At 64.3% G+C, this 25,606-nt stretch carries 21 protein-coding genes; 4 read left to right on the forward strand and 17 right to left on the reverse strand.

Annotated elements, in window-relative coordinates; translation table 11 throughout:
• Positions 1-32: 32 nt before the first annotated feature.
• The 3 genes from FOS14_RS03025 to FOS14_RS03035 all read right to left on the reverse strand — a co-directional run bounded on the left by FOS14_RS03025 (position 33) and on the right by FOS14_RS03035 (position 3,245).
• A complete protein-coding gene (locus FOS14_RS03025; protein WP_143768780.1) occupies positions 33-731 on the reverse strand; it encodes a hypothetical protein in 699 nt (232 codons plus the stop codon).
• 295 nt (positions 732-1,026) lie between these two features.
• Positions 1,027-2,007 carry a YihY/virulence factor BrkB family protein gene (locus FOS14_RS03030; RefSeq protein WP_143768781.1) on the reverse strand — a complete coding sequence of 327 codons (981 nt, stop codon included), beginning with the start codon at positions 2,005-2,007 and terminating at the stop codon, positions 1,027-1,029.
• A 44-nt stretch (positions 2,008-2,051) separates the two neighbouring features.
• On the reverse strand, positions 2,052-3,245 hold the full coding sequence (locus tag FOS14_RS03035) for a phosphatidylserine decarboxylase (protein WP_143768782.1): 1,194 nt from the start codon (positions 3,243-3,245) through the stop codon (positions 2,052-2,054).
• A 264-nt stretch (positions 3,246-3,509) separates the two neighbouring features.
• Here FOS14_RS03035 and FOS14_RS03040 point away from each other — a divergent pair, with 264 nt between their 5' ends.
• Positions 3,510-6,560 (forward strand): PAS domain S-box protein, encoded by a 3,051-nt coding sequence (locus FOS14_RS03040; RefSeq protein WP_143768783.1) that lies wholly within the window; start codon positions 3,510-3,512, stop codon positions 6,558-6,560.
• On the opposite strand, the gene FOS14_RS03045 is transcribed toward FOS14_RS03040, so the two are convergent.
• On the reverse strand, positions 6,561-7,778 hold the full coding sequence (locus FOS14_RS03045) for an erythromycin esterase family protein (protein WP_143768784.1): 1,218 nt from the start codon (positions 7,776-7,778) through the stop codon (positions 6,561-6,563). It lies immediately after the preceding gene.
• A gap of 112 nt (positions 7,779-7,890) precedes the next feature.
• Between FOS14_RS03045 and FOS14_RS03050 the strand changes: the two genes are divergently transcribed.
• Positions 7,891-8,598 carry a MerR family transcriptional regulator gene (locus tag FOS14_RS03050; protein ID WP_143768785.1) on the forward strand — a complete coding sequence of 236 codons (708 nt, stop codon included), beginning with the start codon at positions 7,891-7,893 and terminating at the stop codon, positions 8,596-8,598.
• A gap of 11 nt (positions 8,599-8,609) precedes the next feature.
• On the opposite strand, the gene FOS14_RS24585 is transcribed toward FOS14_RS03050, so the two are convergent.
• From FOS14_RS24585 to FOS14_RS03085, 8 genes are all read right to left on the reverse strand, one after another.
• A complete protein-coding gene (locus FOS14_RS24585) occupies positions 8,610-8,750 on the reverse strand; it encodes a hypothetical protein (RefSeq protein WP_185981583.1) in 141 nt (46 codons plus the stop codon).
• Between the two features lie 158 nt (positions 8,751-8,908).
• Positions 8,909-13,099, reverse strand: coding sequence for a type I polyketide synthase (locus FOS14_RS03055; RefSeq protein ID WP_143768786.1), 4,191 nt, complete (start codon positions 13,097-13,099; stop codon positions 8,909-8,911).
• The gene (locus tag FOS14_RS03060; protein ID WP_143768787.1) at positions 13,096-13,356 is read right to left on the reverse strand and encodes an acyl carrier protein; all 261 of its coding nucleotides are present in this window, start codon (positions 13,354-13,356) and stop codon (positions 13,096-13,098) included. Before FOS14_RS03060 ends, FOS14_RS03055 begins: the two co-directional genes overlap by 4 nt.
• A 26-nt stretch (positions 13,357-13,382) precedes the next feature.
• Positions 13,383-15,116, reverse strand: a complete 1,734-nt coding sequence (locus tag FOS14_RS03065; protein ID WP_143768788.1) for a fatty acyl-AMP ligase — start codon at positions 15,114-15,116, stop codon at positions 13,383-13,385.
• A gap of 137 nt (positions 15,117-15,253) precedes the next feature.
• Complete coding sequence (locus tag FOS14_RS03070; protein WP_143768789.1) at positions 15,254-16,060, reverse strand: ABC transporter permease; 807 nt, start codon at positions 16,058-16,060, stop codon at positions 15,254-15,256.
• Entirely contained in the window at positions 16,057-17,007 is a 951-nt protein-coding gene (locus FOS14_RS03075) for an ATP-binding cassette domain-containing protein (protein WP_143768790.1), read from the reverse strand. The genes FOS14_RS03070 and FOS14_RS03075 overlap by 4 nt, the downstream gene beginning before the upstream one ends.
• Complete coding sequence (locus FOS14_RS03080; RefSeq protein WP_143768791.1) at positions 17,004-17,873, reverse strand: hypothetical protein; 870 nt, start codon at positions 17,871-17,873, stop codon at positions 17,004-17,006. The genes FOS14_RS03075 and FOS14_RS03080 overlap by 4 nt, the downstream gene beginning before the upstream one ends.
• A gap of 11 nt (positions 17,874-17,884) precedes the next feature.
• Positions 17,885-18,385, reverse strand: coding sequence for a toxin-antitoxin system HicB family antitoxin (locus tag FOS14_RS03085; RefSeq protein WP_143768792.1), 501 nt, complete (start codon positions 18,383-18,385; stop codon positions 17,885-17,887).
• A gap of 86 nt (positions 18,386-18,471) precedes the next feature.
• Between FOS14_RS03085 and FOS14_RS03090 the strand changes: the two genes are divergently transcribed.
• On the forward strand, positions 18,472-18,774 hold the full coding sequence (locus FOS14_RS03090) for a hypothetical protein (protein ID WP_143768793.1): 303 nt from the start codon (positions 18,472-18,474) through the stop codon (positions 18,772-18,774).
• Here FOS14_RS03090 and FOS14_RS03095 read toward each other — a convergent pair.
• From FOS14_RS03095 to FOS14_RS03115, 5 genes are all read right to left on the reverse strand, one after another.
• Positions 18,767-19,804, reverse strand: coding sequence for a beta-ketoacyl-ACP synthase III (locus FOS14_RS03095; RefSeq protein WP_143768794.1), 1,038 nt, complete (start codon positions 19,802-19,804; stop codon positions 18,767-18,769). The genes FOS14_RS03090 and FOS14_RS03095 overlap by 8 nt on opposite strands.
• A 174-nt stretch (positions 19,805-19,978) precedes the next feature.
• On the reverse strand, positions 19,979-21,322 hold the full coding sequence (locus FOS14_RS03100) for an aldehyde dehydrogenase (protein WP_143768795.1): 1,344 nt from the start codon (positions 21,320-21,322) through the stop codon (positions 19,979-19,981).
• Positions 21,323-21,599: 277 nt separating this feature from the next.
• Positions 21,600-21,977: a PPOX class F420-dependent oxidoreductase gene (locus FOS14_RS03105; protein ID WP_143768796.1), complete on the reverse strand. Its 378-nt coding sequence runs from the start codon at positions 21,975-21,977 to the stop codon at positions 21,600-21,602.
• 34 nt (positions 21,978-22,011) lie between these two features.
• Complete coding sequence (locus tag FOS14_RS03110; protein ID WP_143768797.1) at positions 22,012-23,595, reverse strand: ATP-binding cassette domain-containing protein; 1,584 nt, start codon at positions 23,593-23,595, stop codon at positions 22,012-22,014.
• A 166-nt stretch (positions 23,596-23,761) separates the two neighbouring features.
• Positions 23,762-25,243, reverse strand: coding sequence for a CYTH and CHAD domain-containing protein (locus FOS14_RS03115; protein ID WP_143768798.1), 1,482 nt, complete (start codon positions 25,241-25,243; stop codon positions 23,762-23,764).
• Positions 25,244-25,326: 83 nt separating this feature from the next.
• On the opposite strand from FOS14_RS03115, the gene FOS14_RS03120 reads away from it, so the two are divergent.
• Complete coding sequence (locus FOS14_RS03120; RefSeq protein WP_255450027.1) at positions 25,327-25,551, forward strand: CsbD family protein; 225 nt, start codon at positions 25,327-25,329, stop codon at positions 25,549-25,551.
• Positions 25,552-25,606 lie beyond the last annotated feature (55 nt).

Genomic DNA, 25,606 nt, shown 5'->3' on the forward strand with positions numbered 1-25,606 from the left:
AAATCACGCACGGGCGGTCGCTTGTTCCTGGTCTAGTGGCCGTAGGCCGCGGGTGGTGCCTGCGGCCGTGGAGTGCCGGCCGCTTTGGGTCGAAGTAGCCAGATCCGCACGACACCGACCGTGCTGGCGATCACCGCGGCGGTGTAGAGCAACAGCCCCAAGGACGGGGTGGCGTCGGTGAAGTCCTGGACACCCGAGTACCCGCTGAGACCGACGATCGCCAACACCACCAGAAGCCCGACCGCGGCACTCAGACCGATGAGTCGCCACAACACCATTCGTGATCCGGTGATGGCAGGAACCGCACACCACGCCGCGCCGGCGCTCAACAGAATGACGGCGAACTTGCCGACGCCGCCGAGCGCAGTTTCTTCGTCGATACCGAGAACGGCGTCCGTACCGGTCTGCCAGGTGAGGAATACGGCGATCACACCGACGAAGAGGCCTAGGTACAGCGTCCACGCGGTGGCGGACAATCGCTTTGCCGCGGTTCTGACTTTGTCCAGTCCCTCCGAGATCGACATCTCAGCGGCCGGCGCCGGCTGGTACGGAGTGGACTGGTACGGGCCGGACCGGTACGGGGTTGGCCCCGCGCCGGGCGGTTGCGCTGGCGGCGCCGGAAAACTGGGCTGGCCCGGAGGCTGCGACCGATAGTTCGGATGGGTTTCTGGTGGATAAAACTTCGCGTCGGAGGCTTGCCACCAGCCAGGCCCCATCGGTTGTTCGCTCATGAGTTTGACTTCCGCTGACTTACCTCCGTCAAGGGAGGCAATGGCGTTCTAGCGGTGAATCTCAGTCGAATTCAGCTGAGATGCGTGATGTGTGGACGTCCTTGGGCAAGCAGAGCTTTCATCGACCCGTCCCCTCCTGGGATGTGGAGTGACGCCCCATCTCATGTGTCCGCACGGCTCTAGCGGACGGTGCTGCCGTGTGTTGACAATGCGACTCACCTGGCCTTATGTCAAGGTTTCGCAGCACTGGCGTAATCATTTGGTCGTGACCAGCTCGGTCACTAGGCACGAACTGTCAGCTCGGCTCGTCATCGACCTTGTGCCCGGGTTGGTGAAAGTCAACGTCGATGTCTTCGAATCCCTTGGCGCGCTGTGCTTTTGCTTGTCCGCTGTAGGTGCGACGGTCGGCACCCGTGAGGGTGACGTTGTCGGTGAACGGGGTCAGCAAGGCGCGCGGGTGCAACTTGGCGTCGGCCACCACATTGATTTCTGCGCACAACACGACCGCGATGGCGCTGATGTAGAGGAATCCCAGCAGACCCAACACGACCGCGAAAACGCTGTTGGTGTTGCTGGCCGATTTCACGACATGCGCGACATACACCGACCCGAAGTTCTGCAGGATTTGCCAAATCAGCGCCATTAGCGCGGCTCCGGGCAGCACTTGGCGGAATGTTAGCTCGCGGGCGGTACCCACCCGAAAGCCGATAGCGAAAACTCCGGTGTCGATCGCGATCGTGAGAATTGCGGCGCCGACGGTGGCTGCTACGCCGAACCGGTTGGCGTGTGCCACGACCGCGGTGATCGCCGTGGTGGCCAGGAGTACGGCACCCAAGACGACGATCAACCCGAAACTGCGCAGCCGGGACCGCAGCGGGTCCGGTCGGTTGTTTCGCGGAATCGCCCAGACGGTGTCCATGGCATTTTGACTGGCTTGTCCGACGCCGGAGGCGCCGTAGAGTGCGCCGATGACTCCGACGATCACGCCGCCCATACCGCCGCTGAGCCGTTTCGGGTGACCGAGTTGGTCGCCGATGACCGGAAACTGGTGCAACGCAGAATTCAGCACATCAGCTTGCAGCGCTGGATGCCCGGCCAACACCACGCCGGTGACAGTCGTCAGCAGCAGCAAGAGCGGAAAGAGCGACAAGAACGCGTAGTAGGCGATCAAGGCCGCCAGATAGCCACCCTGATCATCGAGGTATTTGTAGATCACGGCAATCACAAATCCGAGGCTGCGATGTCGCTGCTGAATCCGATCCAATCGGTGAATCATATTGGAGCCCTTATTAACTGCTTCGGGCGCGCCGGACGAGACGGTCAGTCGAGGGCGCGGCAGCGAGCCACCGGAGTGCCGACGAGTCGGAAGTCGGTATTCGTGTCCACCTCGGGATCGACTCCGGCCTGGAACAGGATGATGATGTCGGAGCCACCGAATTGGAAGTAGCCGAACTCGTCGCCCTTCGCCATGTGCGTCCCGGCAACTGCGGTGAGAACAACCGAGGCGACGTGCGCCATGCCGACTGGGATCACCGCGACCACACCGATATCGCCCATTCCGGATGCGGCGGTGTCAAGTGTGACGACGCCCCGATTTTGGGAGAATTCGAAGCCGCTGGTGGCGCTGTCCTTGGCTTTCAGCTGATGATCTTGCAGATCGACCTGCAGGAATACCTTGCCGCTGATTCCGAAGACCTCCTTGACCATCCCTGCGACCGGCAGGTGGAAACGGTGGTAAGCCGACGGGGGCAGCATGTAGTGCACGAACGTGCCGCCCGCAAAGCTGTCGGCGTACTCGCTGCCTTCGATCAACTGGCCGATGTTGCCGTACTTGTGGTTCTTCTTGATCGCCGTCGCTGGAATGTTCGAGTCGGCGTCGATCGAATACGCGTGCGCAAAGCTGCAGTCGGCGGGTGAGGTGACGACGAGGTTGCTCGTCGGATCGGCGATGGGACGCAGGCCACCGTTGAGTTGGCGGGCGAAGAACTGATTGAACGTCTGCCATCCACTCGGCATGTTTGGCGAACCGTTGATCATCGACTCCTCGACCCGGTACTCCGGCGCGTCAGCCAAGAAAGAGGACAAGATGTCGCGATCGAACGATTCGGGAGTGTCGAGGAAGCTGCCCCATTGCTGAGCGAATTCGGTGAGCCAGTCGCGGAAGGGTCCACAGTCCTCGCCGATGGCGCCACGATCGTCGATCTGCTGGTCGACGAGCCAGAAGAAGTGCGAGAGGCGGTCGCTCACCTCCTGCGCGTAGCGCTCGTGGGCAGGGCCGCCCTGCCACGCCGGATTGTCGGACTGGCGTGGGATCCAGCGCTGAAATCGTCGGAGATACTCTTCGTACTCCTCGAGGTTCCGCGGCCATTCCAATGCGCCGAACAAGTCGGGATCCAAATCGTTTTCAGCACGTTTTCCCGCGCGCACCAAGGACTCCTCGAGCCATGCCGTTAGCGTGTCGTCGCCGTCGAGAACCTGCCTCAACCCTTTGATAATCGTGTCCGTTCGACTCACTGGCGATCTCCTGTCACTGGTGTCGGCGAGGACGAGCTGCTCGCTCCGACTCGCCCAGGCAATACCCACCTCCTCTCGGCGTAACACGCGCCCGATTCATCGACGTGCGGGCCTGGACTGGCCGGGTTCGCGTTCCCGGCGCGACCTGCTCATCAGCAGGATGATTTTTAGGGTGAATTTCCCGCCGTTTCGGACGGGGGATATTGCGCGGGGATCGGCTACCTCGAAACGATTGACCGACTCTGGCGGCATTGTCATCGTCAGGTGACTGCCGACGGGCCGAGACGGGGCACCGTGTGCACGTTCGCGGCTGCGGTGTACCTGCGGTTCGAGGGGGAGAGGGCGATTTCGCTGTACGGTAGCGCACTGGCGGCATCCCCGTTTCAGCCGTCGCTCATTCTGGAGCGCCCCCGATTGCTGGGTCGGTTGAGTTCGGATGCTCGGCTCGTGGTGGTGCGTGGGCCGCGTGGTTGCGGTAAGTCGACGTTGATCACGTCGTGGCTGGCCGGCTTCGACGGGCAGCGGCACGTGGTGCGTTTGTCCGCGCGCGGGTTGGATGCCGACGACTGGTGGGGCGGCGTTCTCGCCGCCTTGCCCACCGAAGTACTTTCGCGCGCGGGCGCCGCCGCAGGGTCTTTTGACGCGGTGGTGACCGCGCTCGACGATCTGCATGAACCGCTCGTACTCGTCGTAGACGGACTCGGTGAAAATTCAGGCGGCCGACTGGCCGAGCAATTGATTGAACTTCTCCGCCGCCACCGGCACATACGCGTCATTGCCGAGACCCACCTGCGGCCCTTCGGTCCCGCGCAGTCGGCGTCGGTCGACTATGACGAGATCGATTACCCCGAGTTGCGGTTCACTATCGATGAAGTCGCTCAGCTCCATCTCGAGGCGGGTCTGACCATCTCGGAGCAGGCCTGCCAGCGCCTGTATCGCCAAGTCTCCGGGACGGTGATGCCGACGGTGTTGGCCGTGCGAACCGCCGAACGAATCGGGCATCCGGTCATCGACCAGTTCGGCTCGCCCTGTCCGGAATATGTGACGGCGTTGGTCGACATGGCCGAGGAGATGCTGGCCGAAAGCGAGATCGCGCCGTGGCGGACCGCCGTGACGAAGTGCGCGCTCGCACGAAAGCTCTGCGCTGACACGATCGCCATCGTCGGGATCGATGATCCGGAAACGACCTTGCCCACGCTGGAACAGCTCGGCCTGCTGCAACGTCGACGCGACAACGTCCCCGAGTGCCCGCCGGGACTGCGGTTGCCGCTGCTCGAACTCGCCCGGCGAGCGGAGCCGGTGGAAGTCCGTGAAACGCTCGATGTGCTGGCGTCACAGCGGCTTTCGGCCGACGACGTGACCGAGGCGATGCACTACGGCAGTGATGCGGGCAACTGGACACTCGTGGGCGAGATCATCGAAACCCACTTTGTGCGAATTCTCGGCGAGGATCTCGACGGCATCCACCGCGTGCTGCAGATGTTTCCCGCCGCCGACCGCGCGCCGTTCCCGATCGTGCGCACCGTGCGGGCCATCCTGACCGGGCTCAACGAGGTGCCGATCCTGCCGGTGTTGCTGCCCGAGTCGATCGAGGAGTTGGCAGGCATCGGCGCCAGCCGCGACGCCCTCGAAACAGCCGGGCGGGGGACTATCAATGCGATCGGGTTGCGTCGCCGCGGCGCTTACCATCAGGCGGCCGTGGTTGCCGGGCGGGTCGCAACGATTCTGGATGCTGCCGAACCGCACCTCGACCCGGCATGCAGCGCTTACATGGCGGTGCTGCGCCAGCAGTTGGGCAACACCTGCCAATTGGCGGGTGCGCTGGCGCAATCCACCGCGTTGTTCCAGCAGGCATACCAGGCCGACTCGGCGTTTGCGGCCAGGTTGTCGGCGGGCTCGATCGCCCTGAACCGGGCACTGCAAGGCGACATTCGGCTGGCCGAACAATGGTTGGTCACCGAAGCCGACGAGCCCTACCAGCGCGGGCTGTGGGGCGAAACCACGCGCCTGCCGGGCCGTTGCGCGGCGGCGATCGCCGAAATGGAGTGTTTCGATATTGCTGCGGCAACCGCGATCCTCGAAGACATCGGCGAACCAGACTTCCGACAGGAGCGGTGGGCGTTCATCGCGTACGCCCGCGGACTGTGGTCGCTGCTTCGCGGCGAGCCGGTGGAGGGAATCGACTGGATCGACCGAATCATCGCCGAGCATGCCCGCTTCTACGCGCCTGACTCGCTCGCCTTCAGCTTGCTCACCGCGATGAAGGTCGATCTGGATCTCGCTGCCGGGCACACCAATGCCGCGCTGGCCACCGTGACCGGAATCGAGGCATCTGGCTATGTTCCGCTGGCCGTCTCGCGAGCGCGCACCGAACTGCTCACCGGTCAATACGAAGCCGCTGTCGCGGCGGCAACCGAAATTGCTTGGCGCCCAGAGTCATACCCGCGAACCCGAATCGACGCCCTGCTCATCGAAGCTGCCGCGCACGTGCACCTGGGCGATGAGACCGCAGCCGTCGACGGCTGGCGTACTGCGGTAATGATTGCCAACCGGTCCGGCTGCTGCCTGCCGTTCGTTTTCATCGACGACCGTGTTCGGGACCGGCTAACCGAATTGTCGGGGGTAGCGCAGCCACAAAGGGTTCCGCCAACGACGGTGTTCGCGCCGGGACCATTGCCGATCGTTCGGCTGACCCCGCGTGAACAGGTCATGCTCGACAAGATCATCGAGGGCGGCACAATCGTGCAGATCGGCAAAGAGCTGCACGTTTCCACCAACACCGTCAAAACGCAGCTGCGCAGCCTGTACAAGAAGCTCGGCGCGAGCAGCAAAGAGCAGGCCATCGCCCAGGCCAAACGGTTACAGCTCGTTCACGACCGTCACGACACCGAGGCAAGCCGCGCATCCCTCGACACCGGACCCGTCGCCGATTCCGCCGATGCTTACGAGCCATCGATATACAAAGCGCTGATCAACCAGATGTCGGTGGCGGTTGTCATCCACGGTGCGGATGGGCGGGTTGTCGAGGCTAATCAGGCCTTCGCCGACCTGCTCGGATACACCCTGTGTGAAGCACAGAGATTAACCGCCACCGACGTCGTCCACCCCTCGGCGATGAGGGAGCGCAATGCGGACGCGACGCGCCTGATCAGCGGTTCCGTGTCGGAGTTGGCGACCGAACGCCCCTTGGTGCACAAGGACGGAACGACGCTGTGGGCGAAGGTGCGAAAAGCTGCGATCGAGATCGACGGTGAACCGGTCGTGATGGTGATTATCGAGAAGGCAGAACCTGGAGTCGGATTCCGAACCGGATAACTACCAGTACTGATGCCGTTTGCCGTCGGTATCCGCGATAAAAATGACCGCGTCGGCGCCGTTGATGACCTCCCGGCTCAGCGGGACATGGCCGGGCACAATCGGTGTGCTGGCACCGATCGACGGCGGAAGCGCTGCGCGCAACTCCGGTGTCGGGAACAGAGCCCGCCGGCTGGTCGCCTCGGCAAGCGCACGCTGGAGTGTTCCGGGGTCGCTGTCCGGGCTCGCGTCGGTAGCCACAAAGAGGTAGCGCTCGCCAAGTGTGAGCCCAATGAGCTCGCCGGCGCTGCCCCATTGAGCCGCACGCGCACCGATCTGCATATGAGACGGCATTCGTTGTAAATGCACGTTATGCGCGAATACCAGGCAAGGCCCACGGCTACTCTCCTGCGCATCGATCGCGTGCAGGTTCTCCGCCATCATCTCGGCGCGCACGCTGAGCATGCTCGCGATCCGATCGGGCCCGGGACTGGCCATGGCCGCGTGATAACGCAGCAGTCCCTGAGCGGTGCGTGCGTGTGAAAGTGCCTGGTCGTGGGCGCTCGGATCGGCTGGTCGCAGGCTGGGAGCCGAGCGGCGCAGCGCGCTGGCGAGATCCTCGGCGACGATGCGGAGGGCCTTGGCGCTGTCGGAATCGCCCACGGACGCCGTCGCGTCGTACATAGCCGCCGGATTCGTCCAGTCGGCATTCGAGCCCAGCAGGGAGTCGAGATCGCGGGCCGAATCCGGTCGCAGCGCCGCCGGCAGGTAATCGTTGACCGCGTACAGATGACGCCGCGGGCTCGGTATGTCGGTCTGATCGCCCGGCATATCAAAGCCGTAGAAGCGAACCCGATCCTGCGGCGCACACCGGGCGTTGTGCGTGCGGAGCCATTCGACGAGTTCACGGTTGCCAGGGATGGCGCCGAACCGATGGCTGAACCCGCTCGCGAGCACGGCGTCGATGTCGCCCGTTGTCCCGGCCACAAAGTCGTCGACCATGGATGCGGCGAAGAAGTCGATTTCCAGGGCGACCGACCGGCAGCCGCGTTCGACGAGATGGGCGAGTATCTCGTTGCGCAGCAAGGGAAATGCGGTGATCCCATGGGTCGGCTCGCCCAACGCGAACAGGGCCGGCGGCGAGCTTCGGGCGCTGAGCAACTCATCGAGGGCTCGGCCAAGCCTTTCCGGGTCGGCGATTTCGCGGCCGATTCGATGCAATGCGGCGGCAGTGGACATGAACACCTCTTTGCGGAAGGAACTGCCTTCGACAGTATCGTTGAAGAATCGGGTGAGACTTCGGTCGAAGGAACTCGGATAACGGAGTCAAAGCCTCAAACGGAGGTGCGCACTGCGACCTATCGACCTCGCTCGCGAACACGGGTTGTCGGCACAAGCGATTCGCAATTACGAGGATGCCGGCATCCTTCCGCCGGCGCAGCGCAGCGAGGCTGGCTACCGCCGGTACACGCCGCTGCATGCGCAGGCCGTACGGACCTTCGTGTCGTTGCGCCGCGGCCACGGCCATCAGCAGGCATTGGAAATCATGCGGGCGATAAACCGGGCCGACACCGAGCACGCCTATCGACTCATTGACGCCACACACGCTGCACTGCTCGCCGAACGCGGCACCCGCAGCCAGGTCGCCGGTGCCCTTGGCAGCCTGTCTACCGCGAAACTGCTTGCCATTCACGGCCCGCCGCTATCCGTCGGTGAACTCGCACGCCGCCTCGGCATCCACCCGGCGACGTTGCGCGCTTGGGAGCGGGAGGGCATCGTCCGACCGGAACGCGACAAGGCGACGGGTTACCGCCAATACGGATCGGAATGCGTGCGCGATGCCGAGATTGCTCGGCAGCTACGCCGTGGCGGTTATCCGCTGCGACAGATCGCCCAGTTTGTGGAGTCGGCGCGGGAGGCTGGCGGGGCAGCGGCGTTGAGCGGCTTCCTTAGTTCGTGGCAGGACCGACTGAATACGCGCAGCCGCGACCTTCTCACCGGCGCAGCTCACCTCGACGCCTATCTCTCGGCGCTCAGTCAACTATCCGAGCACTGTTGAGCAGCAGGAGTTCACTTGTCCGAATGCGAGAACAGATTTGCATAGTCCGGAAGTTCCACGGGCGTGGTCCCCGCCTCGACAGGGTCGGCGTCAGCGGTCGCCCGCGCCGCGACGAACAATGATTGCGGGTCAGGGGTTTGTTCTGCGTCCATGGTGACGCTCCGATCTCAGCGCCGTGACGCCGTTGTAGTGGTCTCGATCGGATTCCTTGATCCGTACCGAAGACGTCGATTCCGCGACGATATTTGCTGCGGTTCTGCGGCCCGTCGGGGCCGCTCGATGCCTCCACCGTACCTCAGTACGGGCGCCATCATCCGCGCGTCACGGCCAGTTCCTCGGCCAGGATCTTGACCGTGTCGCGGATTTGCTCCTCCGAGTGGCAGGAGGTGATGAAGAAGCGAAGGCGCGCAAGGTCTTCCGGCACAGCCGGATAGATGATCGGATTGACGTTGATGCCCCGCTTCAGCAGCGCATCCGAGAGCGCGAGAGTCCTTCGTGAATCACCGACGATACAAGGGATCACGGGTGTGTCATGGCTGTCGCCGGTATTGATGCCGAACTCTTTTGCCAGTTCCAAGAACAACCGTGAATTCTTCCGCAACCGCTCCAACGCTTCTGGTTGTGCTTTCAGCTGTCGCAGCGCTGCGAGCGACGCGGCCGCGTTGGGTGGAGTGATTCCGACGCTGTACACGAACCCGGGGGTGGTGTACTTGAGGAACTGAATGAGCTCACGGCTGCCGGCGACGTAGCCTCCGCAACCGGCCAGCGCTTTCGACATTGTTCCGCACCATAATTCGACGTCGGCACGGTCGATGCCAAAGTGCTCCCCGGCGCCGCCGCCGTGCGCGCCGAGCACGCCGATACTGTGTGCCTCGTCGATCATGAGCAGTGCCTGGTGCTTCTTCTTGACTTCTATGAATGCCGGTAGGTCGGGGATGTCGCCGTCCTGGCTGTAGACACCCTCGATCAGGATCAGCACCCGACGGTATTGGTGGCGGACGGCCGTGAGCAGTTGGTCCAGCGCCCGGTGGTCATTGTGTGGGAAGGGATGCCGCGTCGCCCCAGAAAGCTTGCAGCCCTGCAGGATGCTGTCGTGCGCCAGGCTGTCGTGGATAACCAGGTCGTCCGGGCCCATGAGGTGCCCGATGACCGTGACGTTGGTGGCGTGTCCGCTGACCAGCGCCATCGCGTCTTCGGTGCCGATGAGCTCGGCGAGTTCGGTCTCCAGTTCGTGGTGGACGGGTTTCTCGCCGGACAGCACCCGACTGGCCGAGCACGAACTCCCGTACGCGGCGACGGCGTCCTGGACCGCCTTGATCACGGCCGGGTGACCGGACATACCCAGATAGTTGTAGCTGGAAAAATTCACCACCTGCTGGCCGTCGATGATCGAGGTGTCTCCGGTGATGCCGTCGTTGATCATGAAGTACGGGTTGCGCACTCCGATGGCGTCGGGCATCTTCAGCCGTTCAGCCAGCGCCTGCACTTCGGGAAAGTCGGCCACCCGATATTCCGCGGTCGGTGCCGGACGCGAATCAGGCTGCGCCACCGGCACTGCTATGGGTTGCCTCCGTGATTCGATGTGCTCGATCAGCTCGTCGAGGGTGCGCTTTCCGGTGAGCCACTCCGACGGGATGTCCACGTCCGCGAAGCGATGGCCGAGGCCGATGAGCAAGTCACTTCGCATAATGGAATCGAAGCCGAGCTGGTCGATCGTCTTGCCGAGAGTCATCTGCTCGGCCGGAAAGCCGCTGACCCGCGTCGCCTCGGCGGACACCGCTGAGGCGATCGCCGATCGGTCGGATGCCGGCACGCTCGGTGTGGCAACAGGATTGCCGGTGCCTGCCACCGACGCAGCCAGCACGGCGGCCTGCTCGCGAAATAGCGCAATGAGTTGTTCCATGGTGGATGCCTTCGTCGATGCGGGTGGTTGGGGATGGTCGGCGGGCGCCACTGGATCGACCCAGTAGCGGTGGGCGGTAGCGAATTCGTATCCGGGCAACCGGTGCGGTCGGCGGGATTCATTGCGGTAGAGGAGGTCCCATGTCGGCGTCGCTCCGTCTCGATACAGGGCGGCGGCGGCTTCGGCTGGGCTACCGGCAAACATCATGCGTGGGCTGGCTTCGGTGGACAGCCGCCGGACGAGGGGGGTCAGGACTTGCTTAGGTCCGATCTCGAGCACATGCGTCGTTCCAGAAGTCAGCGCCACCGTCGCTGCCGCATTGAACTCGACTGTGGCGCTGATATGTTCGATCCAGTAATCCGCGTCCATGGCCTCGTCGGAACCGAGCAGTCTGCCGCGCACGGTGGAATAGATCGGCACCGCCGACGTGCGGTAGGCGCAGTCGCCGGCTATTGCGGCGAAGTCCGCGAGCATCGGTGCCATCAACGGTGAGTGAAACGCGTGAGAAACATGGAGTCGACGAGCCGCGACACCGTCGTCACGTAGTGTCGCGGCGATTCGATCCAGGGCCGCGACGGGACCTGACAGCACCAGATCTCGTGGGCCGTTGACCGCCGCGATCGACGTTTCGGGTTCGGCCGCAACGAGTGTGGTCACCTTGTCGGTGCCCGCGCGGACGGCCAGCATGGTGCCGCCGACCGCTAACTGCTGCATGAGCTGACCGCGTGCGACGACGAGTCTGCACGCGGTGTCCAGGTCGAACACACCGGCCAGTGCCGCGGCAGCGTATTCGCCGATGCTGTGGCCCAGCATCCAGGCTGGTCGTAGATCCAGCTGAATGAGCGCCAGTCCCAAGGCATATTCGGCTGCGAAGATTGCTGGTTGCGCAAATTCGGTGCGGTTGAGCAGATCACGGCCGCTGAACATTACCTCCCGGATCGACTGCTGCAGGTGCGGGCGCATTCGCGAGTCCACCTCGTCGAGCGCTGCACGATAGAGATCGTCGGATTCATAGAGCGCACGGGTCATTTCCGAATGCTGCGAGCCCTGGCCGGTGAACATCCAGCCGGCGGTGACGGCGGCCGCGACACCGGTGTCGGCACCAGCTCGCAGCGTCGCGACCGCATGCTCGCGGTCTCGGGTGACGAACGCGAGACGATACCGGCCGGACGCCTTGACGGTGTTGCTGGTCCAGCACGCCGCCGCCAGCGGCACCGATGTGTCGGACAAGTGTGCCGCCAAGGCAACGGCGTTGCGTCGCAGTCCTTCGGCATCGTTGGACGACAACGTCAGCACGCCGGCGCCGCCGGCCGCGGCCGTTGCCTCCCTGGGCACACTGCTCAGCACCAGGTGCGCGTTTGTCCCGCCCAGACCGAAGCTGCTCACCGCGCCAATGGCATTGGCTGGCAAGGAGGTAGCTTCGCGGGCAAGCTGCAAACCTTTGTCCGCCAACCGGAGCTGTGCGTTTTCTTCGTCGGCGTACCGCGTGGGCGGCAAGGTGCGGTGGTGCAAACTCAAGGCCGCCTTGATCACTCCGGCAATGCCAGCGGCGCCTTCGGTATGGCCGATGTTGCCCTTGATGGAGCCAACGACGCACGGCTGCGATCGGCCCGCATGTACATGTCCCAGGGCTTTCGATTCGATCATGTCGCCGAGCACCGTTCCGGTTCCGTGTGCCTCGACGAAATCGACTCGTGTCGGGTCGATCCCGGCGCGGCGGCACGTCTGGAAGATCAGGCGTTGCTGCGCCCACCGGTTGGGCGCCGTGACGCCGTTACTGCGACCGTCGCTGTTGACCGCGCTGGCCTTGATCACCGCGTAAACCGGTAGGCCCTCGGCGCGTGCGTCTTCCAGCCGACGCAGCACCACAACGGCGACGCCCTCGCCGCGGCCGATGCCATTGGCACGCGAACTGAACGGCTTGCAGCGGGCGTCAGGTGCGGAGAGCCCGGCCTGGGTGTAGAAGACGTTCAGGGTCGGCGTCACCGCGATATTCACGCCGCCGGCCACCGCCTGGTCGCACTCGCCAGTGCGCAACGCATTGCAGGCCAGGTGCGCGGCAACCAATGACGACGAGCATGCGGTGTCAACGGCCATGCTGGGGCCGGTGAAGTTGAACTGATAGGAGAGCCGGTTCGCCGTCATGAAGTAACCGTTTCCGGACCCGTGCTGCGGGGTGATCTGCGCGTAGTCGCGCATGGTGACCTGCGCCCACTCGTTGGCCATGACGCCGACGAAAACGCCCGTGTTCGAGCCGGATTGCGACCGCGGGTCGAGGCACGCATCCTCCAGTGCGCGCCAGGTCGCTTGCAGCAGCAGCCGCTGTTGTGGGTCCATTGCTTCGGCCTCGCGTGGGGTGATGCCGAAGAATTCGTCATCGAATGCGTCAGCGTCGGCGAGGAACCCGCCGCTGCGGTTGTTCACCCGCCCGGCGCCGCTGGGATCGTGAAATTCGGCTGCGTTCCAGCGGTTGCCGGGCACCTCGGTGATGGCGTCGGCGCCGGTCATCAGTAATTGCCACAGCGCAGCGGGGTTCGGAGCCTGAGGGAACCGGCAGTCGAGCCCGACAATGGCGATGTCCGAGTCGAGCGCGCTCATGCGGCTCGCTCCGTCCGCAGTGCGACCTCTGCGGCGATGAAGCCGGCCAGATCGAGGATGGTCGGGTAATCGAAGACCATGGTGGGGTCCGCATCGATGTCCCATTCGTCCTCGACTTCTCCGCACAATGCGACCGCGGTAAGCGAAGCGATGCCGAGTTCTGCCAACGGAATTGTGGTGTCGATGAGGCGTCGCGGTTGCTCGGTGTGTGCAGCAACGCGGTAGATCAGCCAGTCGACGATATCGGCGGTGGTCATGAGTACTCCCGGGGTTTCGCCGAGGATCAGGCGTGGACGTAGGTGGGGGATTGGTGGCGGAGGCGTTGCACGATCGGGTCGATCTCCTCGTGCAGACAGTCGAGTTCGTTCGCGAGGAATGCGGCGAGCATCGAGCGGCGCTGCACCTTGCCGCTGGTGGTGCGGTGCACACGGCGGCGTCCGACGAACACCACGCTGGGCGCGGCGATGTCGAATGACCGGGCTACGGTCGACTTCAGCTGCCGTGCGAGTGCGGCAACGTCCAGTGCTGGAAGTAGCTCCGTTTTGAGTTCGTGCACGACCACGACTCGTTCCTGTCCGGCGGCCTCCACCGCCAGCACGACGCCGGTAGCGTCACGGAGCGCCGGATGCGATTCTCGGACCACCTCTTCGATGTCCTGCGGGTAGATATTCCGGCCGTTGATGATCAGGAGGTCCTTCAGCCTGCCGGTGACAAAGATTTCGCCGTCGACGCACACACCGAGGTCGCCTGTGCGCAGGTACGGTCCGTCGCCGTCGATTCGTGCGCCGAAGGTTTCGGCAGTTTCGGCCGGGCGGTTCCAATAGCCTGCGGCGACGCTGGGACCACGCATCCAGATCTCACCGACGTGCCCGTCCTCGAGTGGCTTTCCGTTCGTCGGGTCGACTATTCGGATCTCGACGCCAGCGGGACGACCACTGCTCACCAGCGTCCGGCCGCCTCGAGCAGCAACGAATCGATTGGCTTCGAGGGCAACCGGATCCACGGTCCGCAGTATTGGGCCGGCGCCTGGTTCGCTCGCGGTGGCGAGCAGGGTGGCCTCGGCCATGCCATAGGCGGTCAGCAGCGCTCCGGGCCGCAGCCCGACCGGGGTGAGCCGGTGCGCAAACGCGGCGAGAGTGCGCGGCCGGATCGGCTCGGCCGCGTTTAACGCCACTCGCACCGAGGAGAGGTCCACGCCGCTGAGTTGTTCATCGGTGACGCGTCGAGCGACGAGGTCGTACGCGAAGTCCGGAGCGACGGTGATGTCCGCGCGGTAGCGGTCGATCATCGTCAACCACCGGTGTGGGCGTTTGAGAAATGTCAGCGGCGACATGAATGCCAGGTTGAAGCCGGTAAACAGGGGCAACAGCATCATGCCGATCAGCCCCATGTCGTGGAAGTGCGGCAGCCAACCGGCGCACATTCTCATGTCCGCGGCGCCGACGGCGGCGCGGATGGTCGCGATGTTGTGTAGCAGGTTGCGGTGGGTGACCATGACCCCCTTGGGCGCGCTGGTCGATCCCGAGGTGTACTGGAGGAAAGCCACTGCGGCGCTGTCTAGTTGCGGCATCACCCAGGTCTGCGCATCGGCCAGTGCAGCGCCGTCGGTCGCGACGCAACGAACCGAGTCCCCGACAGCGCTCTGGAGGAACGGCTGGATTTCTGACCCGGTCAGAACCAGGCGCGCGTCCGCGTCGCGCATGATTGCGGCGACTCGCGCAACACTGCGCTGATCGTGCGGCACCGGAGCGGGAACCGCGATCACGCCGGCATATAGGCAGCCCAGAAACGCTGGCAGGAAATCGATTCCGTCCTTAAAGAGCAGCAGGACCGGATGCTTGGACGCAGGTTGCTCGGCGAGCCACACCGCTATTTCGCGTGCCTGTCGGTCGAGGTCCGCGTAGCTGTGCCGGTCTTCGATCAGGTTGCGCGCCACCTCACGGAGATAGACGTAATGGCGGGCGTTGCCATGGTCGGCAACCTGGGCGCGGACGTGGGATACGAAGTCGGGATGCATTCCGGGGAGGTCTCCTCGCTGGCCCGTGCCTTGTCGCAGCACCGGTTTCGGTTCGGTGTGTTAATCCTGCGATCGTTGGCTACGGCGAACCAGATACCCCAGGGGGAGCTTTTCGCACCCCCGAATGCGTCGCGCCGCTACTTCGGATCGGCCGCTCGACGCTTGTTGTACAGGTGCAGCGACCAGAGGTAGCTGACGCCCGCGATGCCCACGCTCCAGGCGATCGCGGCGATGGCGTGACTGCCGACAGGGGTGCCGGTCAACAGCCCACGGACCGTTTGGGTTACTGGGGTGAAGGGCTGGTATTCGGCGAACTGACGCAGGCCGGTGGGCATGCTGGAGGTGGGTACGAATCCGCTGCTGAGGAACGGCAGCAGAGTGAGGAACATCGGTGTGTTGCTGGCGGTTTCGACGCTCTTGGCGGCCAGTCCCAGTGCTGCGGACAGCCAGATCAGGGCGTGCGCGAAGAGCGCAAGGATTCCCAGTGCAGCCAGCCATTCGAGAGGGCTTGCCGTAGAACGGAATCCGAGACCAATGGCGACACCGACAACGATGACAAGGACAACGATGGTTTGCAACAGACTGCCGAGCACATGGCCGGTGAGCACTGCCGCGCGAGTGATGGCCATGGTGCGGAAGCGGTCGATGATGCCCTCGGTCATGTCCATTGCCACCGAGATCGCGGTACCGAGCGCCGCAGAGGCGACGGTCATCACGAGGATGCCCGGTACGACGTAGGTGAGGTAAGCCGCGCGGTCGCCCAGTTGTTGGCTCGAATTGAGGCCGGCGCCCAGCTGGCCGCCGAAAACGTAGACGAACAGCAGCAGGAAGACGATCGGGAAACCGGCCAGCATCAGCGTCAGCGACGGATAACGCAGCTGGTGTTTGAGGTTGCGCCGCAGCATAGTTGCGGAATCGGCGACAGTGTAGGTAAGGGTGCTCATGGCTGCAGAACTTTCTCGGGTGTTTCGGCGGCATGACCGGTGACTGCGAAGAAAACATCGTCGAGGTCAGGGGTGTGAATCGAGAGGTGCTCGACCTCGATGCGAGCCGTGTCCAACTCGTCGAGCAACCGGCGCACCGCGGCTACCGTGCCGTTGCCCGGTACCTGAAGCGCGAGTTGATCGTGATCCGCTGCAGCCGCTGGAATTATCTCGGCGGCTGCCTGCAATACCTGTGGGTCGCTGAAGTGCAGCGTGATGTGTCCGCCGGGAATCCGGCGCTTGAGTTCGGCTGGCGTGCCGGCCGCGACGACGCGGCCGCGGTCGAGCACCGCGACGCGACCGGCCAGGTGGTCGGCCTCGTCGAGGTACTGGGTGGTGAGGAAGATCGTGACGCCACTGGCGGCGAGTTCGCCGATGATTGCCCACATGGTCCGGCGGCTGCGTGGGTCGAGGCCGGTCGTCGGCTCGTCCAGGAAGATCACTCGCGGGTTGCCCACCAAGGTCATCGCAAGATCCAGTCGCCGGCGCATACCGCCCGAATAGGTGGAGAGCGGCTTGTCGGCGGCCGCGGTGAGGTCGAACTGGTCGAGAAGTTCGGCCACGCGCTGGCGTCCGGCCCGGCGGCCGAGGTGACGCAGATCCGCCATGAGTTGCAGGTTCTCTGCGCCGGTGAGCAGATTGTCGACCGCGGAGAACTGTCCGGTCACTCCGATGGCGGCCCGGACCTGGTCCGCCTCGGTGACGACGTCGTGGCCCGCGACGCGGGCACGCCCGGAATCGGCGCTGATCAACGTGGACAGAATGCGGACCATAGTGGTCTTGCCGGCCCCGTTCGGGCCGAGCAGCGCGAAGATTTCGCCGGCGGTGACGTCGAGGTCCACGTTGTCCAGGACGACGGTGTCGCCGAAGGATTTGCACAGACCGCTGACGGTGATGACCGAATTCATTGCTGGACCTCCTGTGTCGGAGCGTATGTGACCGTGAGGTCACCCATGCTGGTGCGAGCGCGCACTCGCACAACGGGATTGCCCAGTGACGGGGCCGTGGCTGCTTTCAGTTCGTTGATTACCTGGCCGCAGCTTGTGTCCAGGTCGAGCCACGCCGCGGTACCCGGTGAGACGCCGACTGCTACTGAGCCACAAGCAGTTTCGGCCACAACATCGCCGCCGCAGACGCGCGCCAACGTGATGGTACCGTTGGCGGTCTTGGCACTGACATCGCTTCGGGCGTGGTCGATAGCGATATTTCCGTTGGCGGCCTTGACCTCCGTGCGACCGGCGCAGCGGCCGAGCCAGCTGTCGCCGTTGGAGTTCTTGACTGTCGCGTATCCCCCGACTGCGTCCAGCCGGACAGCTCCAGTTCCGGTGTTGACTGTGGCGCCGCTGTCGATGGGCCCGGCGGTGACGTTGCCGTATCCGGTACGCGCGTCGAGGGCGGCGGTTTCGCCCACCATGACGTCCCCCATGGAGGTGTGAATGCGAACCTGGCCCAGTGTGCCCTCGGCGTAGACCGTGACCATCGGTCCGGTGACCGTGAGATTCGCGCCTGGCGGACACTGGATTCGCACCGCGGTCGATCCGCCGTCGCCGCGCCAGCTGTAGCGCCGCCACGTGCCGGACGTCCGTACCGAGAGCCGGCCCTGCGTGTGCTCGACCCGCGTGCGCTCGGCGGCCGCGACGTCGGCGGGTTTGCCAGGATCCGACGCCGTGACGTCGACGGTGGTTCTATTCGGTTGTGTGGCAACGATGGTCACGATTCCGACGGCGTTGTCGACCGACACGGTGATGGGTCCCGGAGTATCGAAACTTGGCATCGCGAAATCCTTCACTGGGCCCAGCCGGTGTAGCGCTGGGATCCTGCGGGTCGATGCGGATGCGGTGTTGGAGCCGTCGAACGGTCGGCCGCGGCGGCCGCCGCGCGGACGAGCCAGGCGTTGATCGACAAACCCTCCCGCTCGGCAGCGTCTTCGACGCGGGTCTTGAGAGTTTCCGGTAGTCGCAGGTTGATCCGCGCCATGCCGCCTTCGGTATCGAGTCCGGGGGAGGGGGCGACGGGCGCTTCGGTTACCGGGGACGACCCGGCTTGCGGTGGGTTGACAACAAACTCCGGTTCTCCGGCGCGCAGCCGTAATTCGACTGAGCCCGGCGCCATCTCACCCGTGATCTCGGCGGCCGCCGCGCTGAGCGCCTCCAGCAATACCAACCGCAGGGCCGTCTCCAGTGGGGCGATCACGCGCTGCACGGTGGCCTGGGCCTGCTCATCACCGGTCGCCGCGATGGTTCCTAGATGTCGATTGATCTCGTCGACGAACCGTCTCAATTCCATGGTGCCATGATGGCATCATTACGGCATCAGCGCAATGCCAGAGCGGCACTGTTGTCGGGGCAGATTTCAAGTGCGAAGATTGCACGATGAGGTTTCGCGCATTCCTCGGCGCGGCCATCCTCGGTATCGCGGTTGTTGGGGTGGCGCCAGCGCAGGCTGATCCTGTCGCGCCCACGCCGGTCGTCGATATGTCGTCGTGCCCATCGGGACCGGTTCTCTGCCCGATATATGGAGTCATGCTCGACGTTGCCGAGGTTATGGTCGTCAACACCCTGGGGCTACTGACCTATGGGCTGTGCTTCGGCCCGGTGCCACCGGGCCACGGCGCCATCATTCCGCCGGTTGTCTACAACTACCGGCCTTGGTGTCCGCCGCAACCGCCTAGCTGATGGGCGGTAGGGCCACGACCTGCGCCGCATAACTCAGGCCGGCGCCGAAGGCGATGAGCAGTGCGATATCGCCGGGGTTGGCTTCACCGGCACGGAGAAGGGCCTCCATCGCCAAGGGGACCGAGGCCGCGGATGTGTTGCCGGCATCGACAATATCGTTGGCGACGGCGCAGGTCGGTGGCAGTTTCAGCGTCCGCGCCATCACTTCGGTGATGCGACCGTTGGCCTGGTGTGGGATCAGCGCGTCGAGGTCCTCGGGTGACACTCCCGCCCTGTCCAACGCGTCGCGGCAAACCTTCTCGAGCGAGTGCGCGGCCCACCGGAAGACGGATGTGCCACGCATCTCCACGTAGGGGCGTACCGCGTCGGATCCTTGCGTGCCGACGTCGTTTATGTAGGTCAAGAAGTCCTTCGTTTGTCGGATCGCGTCGGCACTGGTCCCATCCGAGCCCCATGATGTCGGCCCGATACCTGCGCTCTCCGAGGCGCCCACCACCACGGCGCCCGCACCGTCGGCGAAAATGAACGCGGTCGATCGATCGGTGAAGTCCACGGCGTCCGAGAGTCGCTCCGCGCCGACGACGAGCACGTGCCGCGCGCTGCCTGCGCGGACCATGTCGTCGGCGAGGCTGAGGCCGAAACAGAAGCCCGAGCAGCCCGATGACAGGTCGAACGCGGCGGTGTCGGTCAGGCCTAACGCCGCGCCGATTTGGGGCGCTGCTGCCGGCGTAAGGGAGAAGTTTGTCGAGGTTGCCAGAATGATGCAATCGACCTGCTCAGCGGCAATGCCTGCGGCATTCAGCGCAGCGCGCGAGGCGGCGGCGCTCATGTCGACCAGCGTCTCGTCCTCGGTCGCGTAACGCCGCGAGCGGATACCGGACCGGGTTTGGATCCATTCGTCGCTGGAGTCGATGGGCCCGGCCACCTCGTCGTTCATGACGACGCGGCTCGGGCGGTAGACACCGAGACCCAGAAGCGCGGTCTGGGTCGGTTTCTGCGCCGGTGGCCGAGTAGAAATCGTGGCGGGCATTGTGCGCTCCTTCGTTGGCGGCACCTCAACGAACAGATTCGAGGTGCCCTACGCCATTAGAACATGAGGAGCCCTCATATTAAAACGAAATCAGCGCGTCGGGCGAGTGTGGCCGGGCGGATCGACCTTCACCGGCCGGCCGAGGCGGAAAACCGCCAGGCTCGGCGCGAAAACCTAGCCGCCCGGCGGCGACCAGTGCACCACTTTCATCGCCGTCATCTCGTCGAGCAGTTCGGGGCCGTATCCGAAACCCATGCCGCTGGCCCGTCGCGGTTCCGCGCTTCCGCCGGGCGCCCCGCCGAACACCGCGTTGATCTTCACAGTTCCCACCGTCAAGGTGCGCCATGCTTCTTGCGCATGGGCCATGTTCGGCGTCAGCACCGTCGCGGCAAGGCCGTAGCTGTCATCGTTTGCCTCTGCGAGTGCGGTTTCGAAGTCCGGGACGGTCCGGACGGGCGCGAGCGGCCCGAACGTCTCTTCTTGAAAGACAAGCATTTGCGGGGTGCAGTCCGTCAGCACCGTCGGGGGGTAGAAGGCCCCATGCCCGTCCGTCCGTGCTCCGCCGACCAGCACACGAGCCCCGCATTCGACGGCGTCCGTCACGTGCCGGTGCACTACGTCGAGCTGCCGTTCATCCACTAGTGGGCCGATGCGCGCCGCCCAGACTCGCGCTTCGTCGACAAGGGCGCTCGTGAAGGCATCGGCAATCGTGTCGACGACGAAAATCCGCTCGACCGACACGCAGATCTGACCGGCATTGGCAAAGGCGCCCAATGCTGCTTGGCCTGCGGCCCAGGACGGGTCCAGGCCCTCATCGACGATCAGTGCGTCGTTTCCGCCGTTTTCGAGGATGGCTTTGGCGCCGCGTTCGGCGCACGTCTTGGCTATCTCGTGTCCCGTTCGGCTGCTGCCGACGTGTGCCACCACGTCGACATCGGGGGCTGCCGCCAGTTGCTCGCCGACCGAACCGTCACCGTCGAGGATCTCGAGCACACCGTCGGGCAGGTGTTGGGCAATCAACTCGGCGAACCGCCGGCCGGTGCGCGGGCATCGCTCACTCGGCTTGTGCACCACGGTGTTTCCCGTGACCAGCGCCGCGCCCAGCAGGCCGGCAGCAACGGCGACCGGGTCGTTCCACGGCGTCAGCACGGCCGCAACACCGCGCGGCTGTGGAAGCATGAGGTCCGTTGCCGAGCAACCGCCTTGCAGCGTGCGCCCACGGTGCAGTGGTCCGAGTTCGGCGTACTGGACAAGAGTGCCGACGCCTGCTTCCACGCCGCCACGGGCATCGTCGATCAGCTTGCCGGTTTCGCTTTCGTTGAGTGCGGCCAGCTCGCCTGCGGCATCGCGCACATCCGCAGCGGCGTCGTGAAGGGCTTTGGCCCGTTCGGCGGCAGGTGTTCGCGACCAGTCGGAGAACGCGGCGCGGGCACGCTTCACCGCGTCGAGACAGGTCGCGGAGTCGGCGACGGCGACTTCGGAAACGATGTCACCGGTGCGGGGGTTTCGGACGGTCATCGACTGTGGCACGCCACCGCTTACCCGGCTCGAGGACCGGCAACACCTCGGGAGGGTTGTTGCCGCATCGGTGATCATCCGTCGGCGGCAATAACCACACCGGTGAACACGGTTGCCGGGCCGCGGGGCTGGGTAACCGAACTGCGGAGACAAGTCACGCACGAGAGGAGGTGACTTGGCATGGGACTCGGGTTTGCGCCAGATGTGTTGTATTCCGGGCTCGCTGCTGCGGTCAACGTCCTGCTTGGAGGAACGGTGACGAGCCAGCGTTAGGGAGTTAAATTCCGAACGCGATCACTCGCTCCGGGTGGATCCGAATAAGGGCACCCGACATTCCCGGTCGCAGTGGCGGCTCATCTCGCAGGGCCTCGGCGTACCCGCGGATCTCCACGCACCGCACCTGCCACGGGTCGACCGAGGGTAGATCATCGACCACGAACGCCACCCGGTTGTTATTGGCCAGGTTGCGAAACTTCTTGCTGTGCGCCAGATTGCGACCGCCGACGTCGATGGTGCCCAATTCAGCGTTGTAGCGGAAACCGACTGGATTGTTCTGGGGTGCACCGTCGCGGTCGACCGTTGCGAGGCGGCCGAGGCGCTGGGTACGAAGGTAGGCGACTTGGTCGTCGCTGAGCGTCTGGTGCGTAGTTGGCATAGCCGCCACGGTAGAACCTGAACCACGCTCGAGGTCAAGCCGAGAGTCGTAATCCATCGACGGTCAGTTCCGCCCAACGCGTTATTCCGAGCCGCTCGAGAAAATCGATGTCGTGACTGACAACCAATAGTGCACCGCGGAAGCTGTTGAGCGCCTGAGTCAGGTGCTCGCGACTCGCCAGGTCCAGATTGTTCGTCGGCTCATCGAGCATGAGGAACTGTGGCGCGGGCTCACCGAGGAGCAGGGTTGCAAGCGCCGCCCGCAGGCGCTCGCCACCCGACATCGACTTCGCCGGCACGTCGGCGTCAGCACCGCGAAACAGGAAGCGCGCCAACTGCGCCCGAATCGCCTGGGGATCGGCGTGCGGGGCCTTGCGAGCGACATTCTCCAACACCGACATGTCCTCGTCGAAAATGTCGAGTCGTTGCGGGAGCATTCGCCACGGCACCCAAGGTCCGGCGGCGGCGATAGCTTCGAGCAATGTCGTTTTCCCGACTCCGTTCGGTCCGGTGAGCGCGATTCGTTCCGGACCGTCGATCGACAGCGACACAGTCGGTCCACAGGGTAGTCGCCGATCGTTCAGCTCGACCACCTGCTGACCTGAATAGAGTTGAGTCGCCGGAAGTTCCACTCTGATCTCGCGGTCATCGCGCAACTGGCGTTCCTTGTCCGCCAGGGCCGACCGGGCCGAATCCAGCGCCTCGACATGGTTGTTACGAAGTTTGCCCGCCGATTCTTGCGCCTGCATCCTGCGCAGCCCCATCACGATCTTCGGCTCCCGCTTCTGCGCGAACATCTTCTTGCCGTACCGGTTTCGTCGATCCAGTTTGATTCGGGCTTCGGTCAACTCGCGACTTTGCCGTCGTACGTTGCGACGTGCGTCGGCGACCGCCGCCTGTGCGGCTTCTTGTTCGGCGTCGATGGCTTGCTCGTAGTCGGTGAAATTCCCGCCGAACTGGCGAATCTGGCCACTGCGCAGTTCCGCGATCGTGTCCATCCGATCGAGCAGTTCCCGGTCGTGGCTGACCAGCACAAGCACGCCGGTGAACTGTTGCACCGCGTCGTACAGCCGATGACGAGCGGACCGGTCCAGGTTGTTTGTCGGTTCATCGAGCAACAACACTGCTGGTTCAGCCAGCAGCAGCGCACTCAGCGCCACCAGTACCGTTTCCCCGCCCGAGAGGGTAGCGACTGTGCGGTCGAGATCGGCTGCGCTCCCGATGATCTGGTCGAGACCCAGCTGGGCGAGTACTGCTATCGCGCGTTCCTCGACATCCCAGCGACCGCCGACAACGTCGAAGTCATTCTCGTTGGTCGACCCGGCTTCGATCCGGTGCAACGCTTTCCGGTAGGGGGCGATGCCCAGCATTTCATCGATGCGCGTTCGGGAGCGCAGAATGATTTGTTGCGGTAGGTAGCCGACGTCGCCGGAAACGGTGACCGACCCGCGTTCAGGTTGCAGCTCGCCAGCGATCAGGCGCAAGAGTGTTGATTTACCGGACCCGTTGAGACCGACCAAGCCCGTCCGGACGGCGCCGAACATGGTGTTCAGGGAGTCGAACTGTCGTGTGCCGTCGGGCCAACTGAACCCGAGATTGGAAATTGCGATATGCGGCATGCGAATTCTCCAGAGGTTGCTGCGGATACAGCGCGCGAATGCGGCTGAGTGGCATCGACCACGCCGAGCGCGCGGTCACCTCTGAAAGAGCAAGTGTCCTTCTCCCTACACCGAACAATGACTTGAGCAACGGTACGCAGTGCCGAACAGGCCGGCAATCGAATTTTCAGCGTCGTGCCGTCTGGGTCGCGAGCTGTTCGATGATCCGGCCAGCGGTATCGCGCTGTTGCTGATAGAGCAGTCCGTAGGTGAACCCGTTTTCTCCCTCGACCGTGCCCGCGCGGGTGCCGAGACGCCGCAGCAGGTCCGCGGTACTCGTGGCGAGGTCCCAGGCGGCAAGCGCTTCGTGAATGTTCTTGTGCGACTTGCGCATCTTCCGTCGATTCTTCTTGTCGACGAGCCTCGCCGTCATGTCGCTGGCGTAGCGTGCAGACAGCAGCGCTTCGTAGCCGTCCCGGATCTCGCTGTCGTCGGGTGTCGTAAGAGCAGTCACGAGGCGATCCTCAGCAGCGCGAGCGAGCCGATTGACACGCTTGCGCAGTACTTTTCCGGTGAGCGCGTGATTCACCGGGGAGCGGCGTGACCAGTTCGACAGCATCGTCAACGTGTTCTGGTATCGGGAGGACTGCATCGCTTGGTGAAGCGCCGTCCGGTGATCGCGTTCACGAGCCGCCATCTCAGAGGAGACCCGGGCTCGCACCGGTCCGAGAACCAACTGGTCCCCGAGCGTGGCAACGGCCTCATCCAGCAGCTTCGACTGGGCGCGTTGGTGCCTGACGGCCCGCAGTAGTCCGCGTAACCAGGCAAGATCGGCCACTATGGTGGCGTGATCATCAGTCTCCAGCACATGATCACCCAATTGGACTGCGGCACTGAGATATTCAACTGCGGTCAGTTGCTGGGCAAAGCCGTCGTCGTCCCGACGGATCTGCAGGTCGGCGTGGAAGAACGCTGCTATCTGCGCAGCGACCGCAGCGCCGAGGTCGCGACACGTCCTGGTTTCGGCGTGCACCGGTGACGCGGCGGTGTAGCCGAGAGCGTGTGCAAGTTTCGACGGGTCTGGGGACGGTTCGGCGCCCGCGGTGCGGAGACGCTGCTGCACGGCACGGACGACCGTCGGTGCCGCGTGTCCAAGTTCGATCTCCACCTCACGCCACGAGCGCGCAGTCGCCGTCGGACCGACGACCGTGGCAGACACGCTGTCGTCATCGAGGTCGAAGAGCACCTTTCCGTCGGTGCCGCGGTAACGATGACGCGTGCGGTGGGTGCTGATGATCGCCACCAAGGAGAGCGGCTTGCCGAGGCGCGCGCCCCACAGTGGATCGGCGAGTTCCGCTGGAACTGCGGCGGCGGCGTCGGCGTTGACATGCAGCTCTTGGCGAGCGCTGGTGGTCTCCTCGTCCGTTACCGAGTTGGGTTGCGGAATCTTTGCCTGCCATCCGGTTTCCGCCTCATCGCCGCGCCGGAACCGCAGTGTGATGCCGTGCGCCAGCAGATCATGCTCGGCGGTGTCGTAGTACGAATTCTCTAATTCGAGGGTTTCGACCTCGGGTTGCACGCCATCCGTGATGTCGTCGAATGACGGAAGGACGGCGGCCGGGGCGATCGACCATTTGGACTCACGCTCGAGGTACATGCCGGAATTCATCACCTACTCCTGTGGCTGCGGCGTACCCATTGCCTCGCCGCGACTAACCCGGGATAAGTACCTCTGATTAAGAAGCGATCGGCTTGGGTACTACCGGCGCGCTGGGCGCAACGATGATGGTCGCGGAGGCAATCATGAGCGGAATGGACAAGGCCAGGAACAAGTTCGATGAACTGACCGGCAAGGCCAAGCAGAAGTATGGCGAGGCGACCGGCAATGCCAGCGTGGAAGCCAGGGGCCGGCGTCGGCGCGTCGGCGGGAACCTCCGGCAGGCCGGCCAGAAGATCAAGGACGCCTTCAAGAGGTAGCCTGCCGGAAAAGTTCGCACATAGACCGATGAGTTTCGATGCAAGGCCGAGTCAT

This window comes from Skermania sp. ID1734, from assembly GCF_007489285.1.
GTDB lineage: Bacteria > Actinomycetota > Actinomycetes > Mycobacteriales > Mycobacteriaceae > ID1734.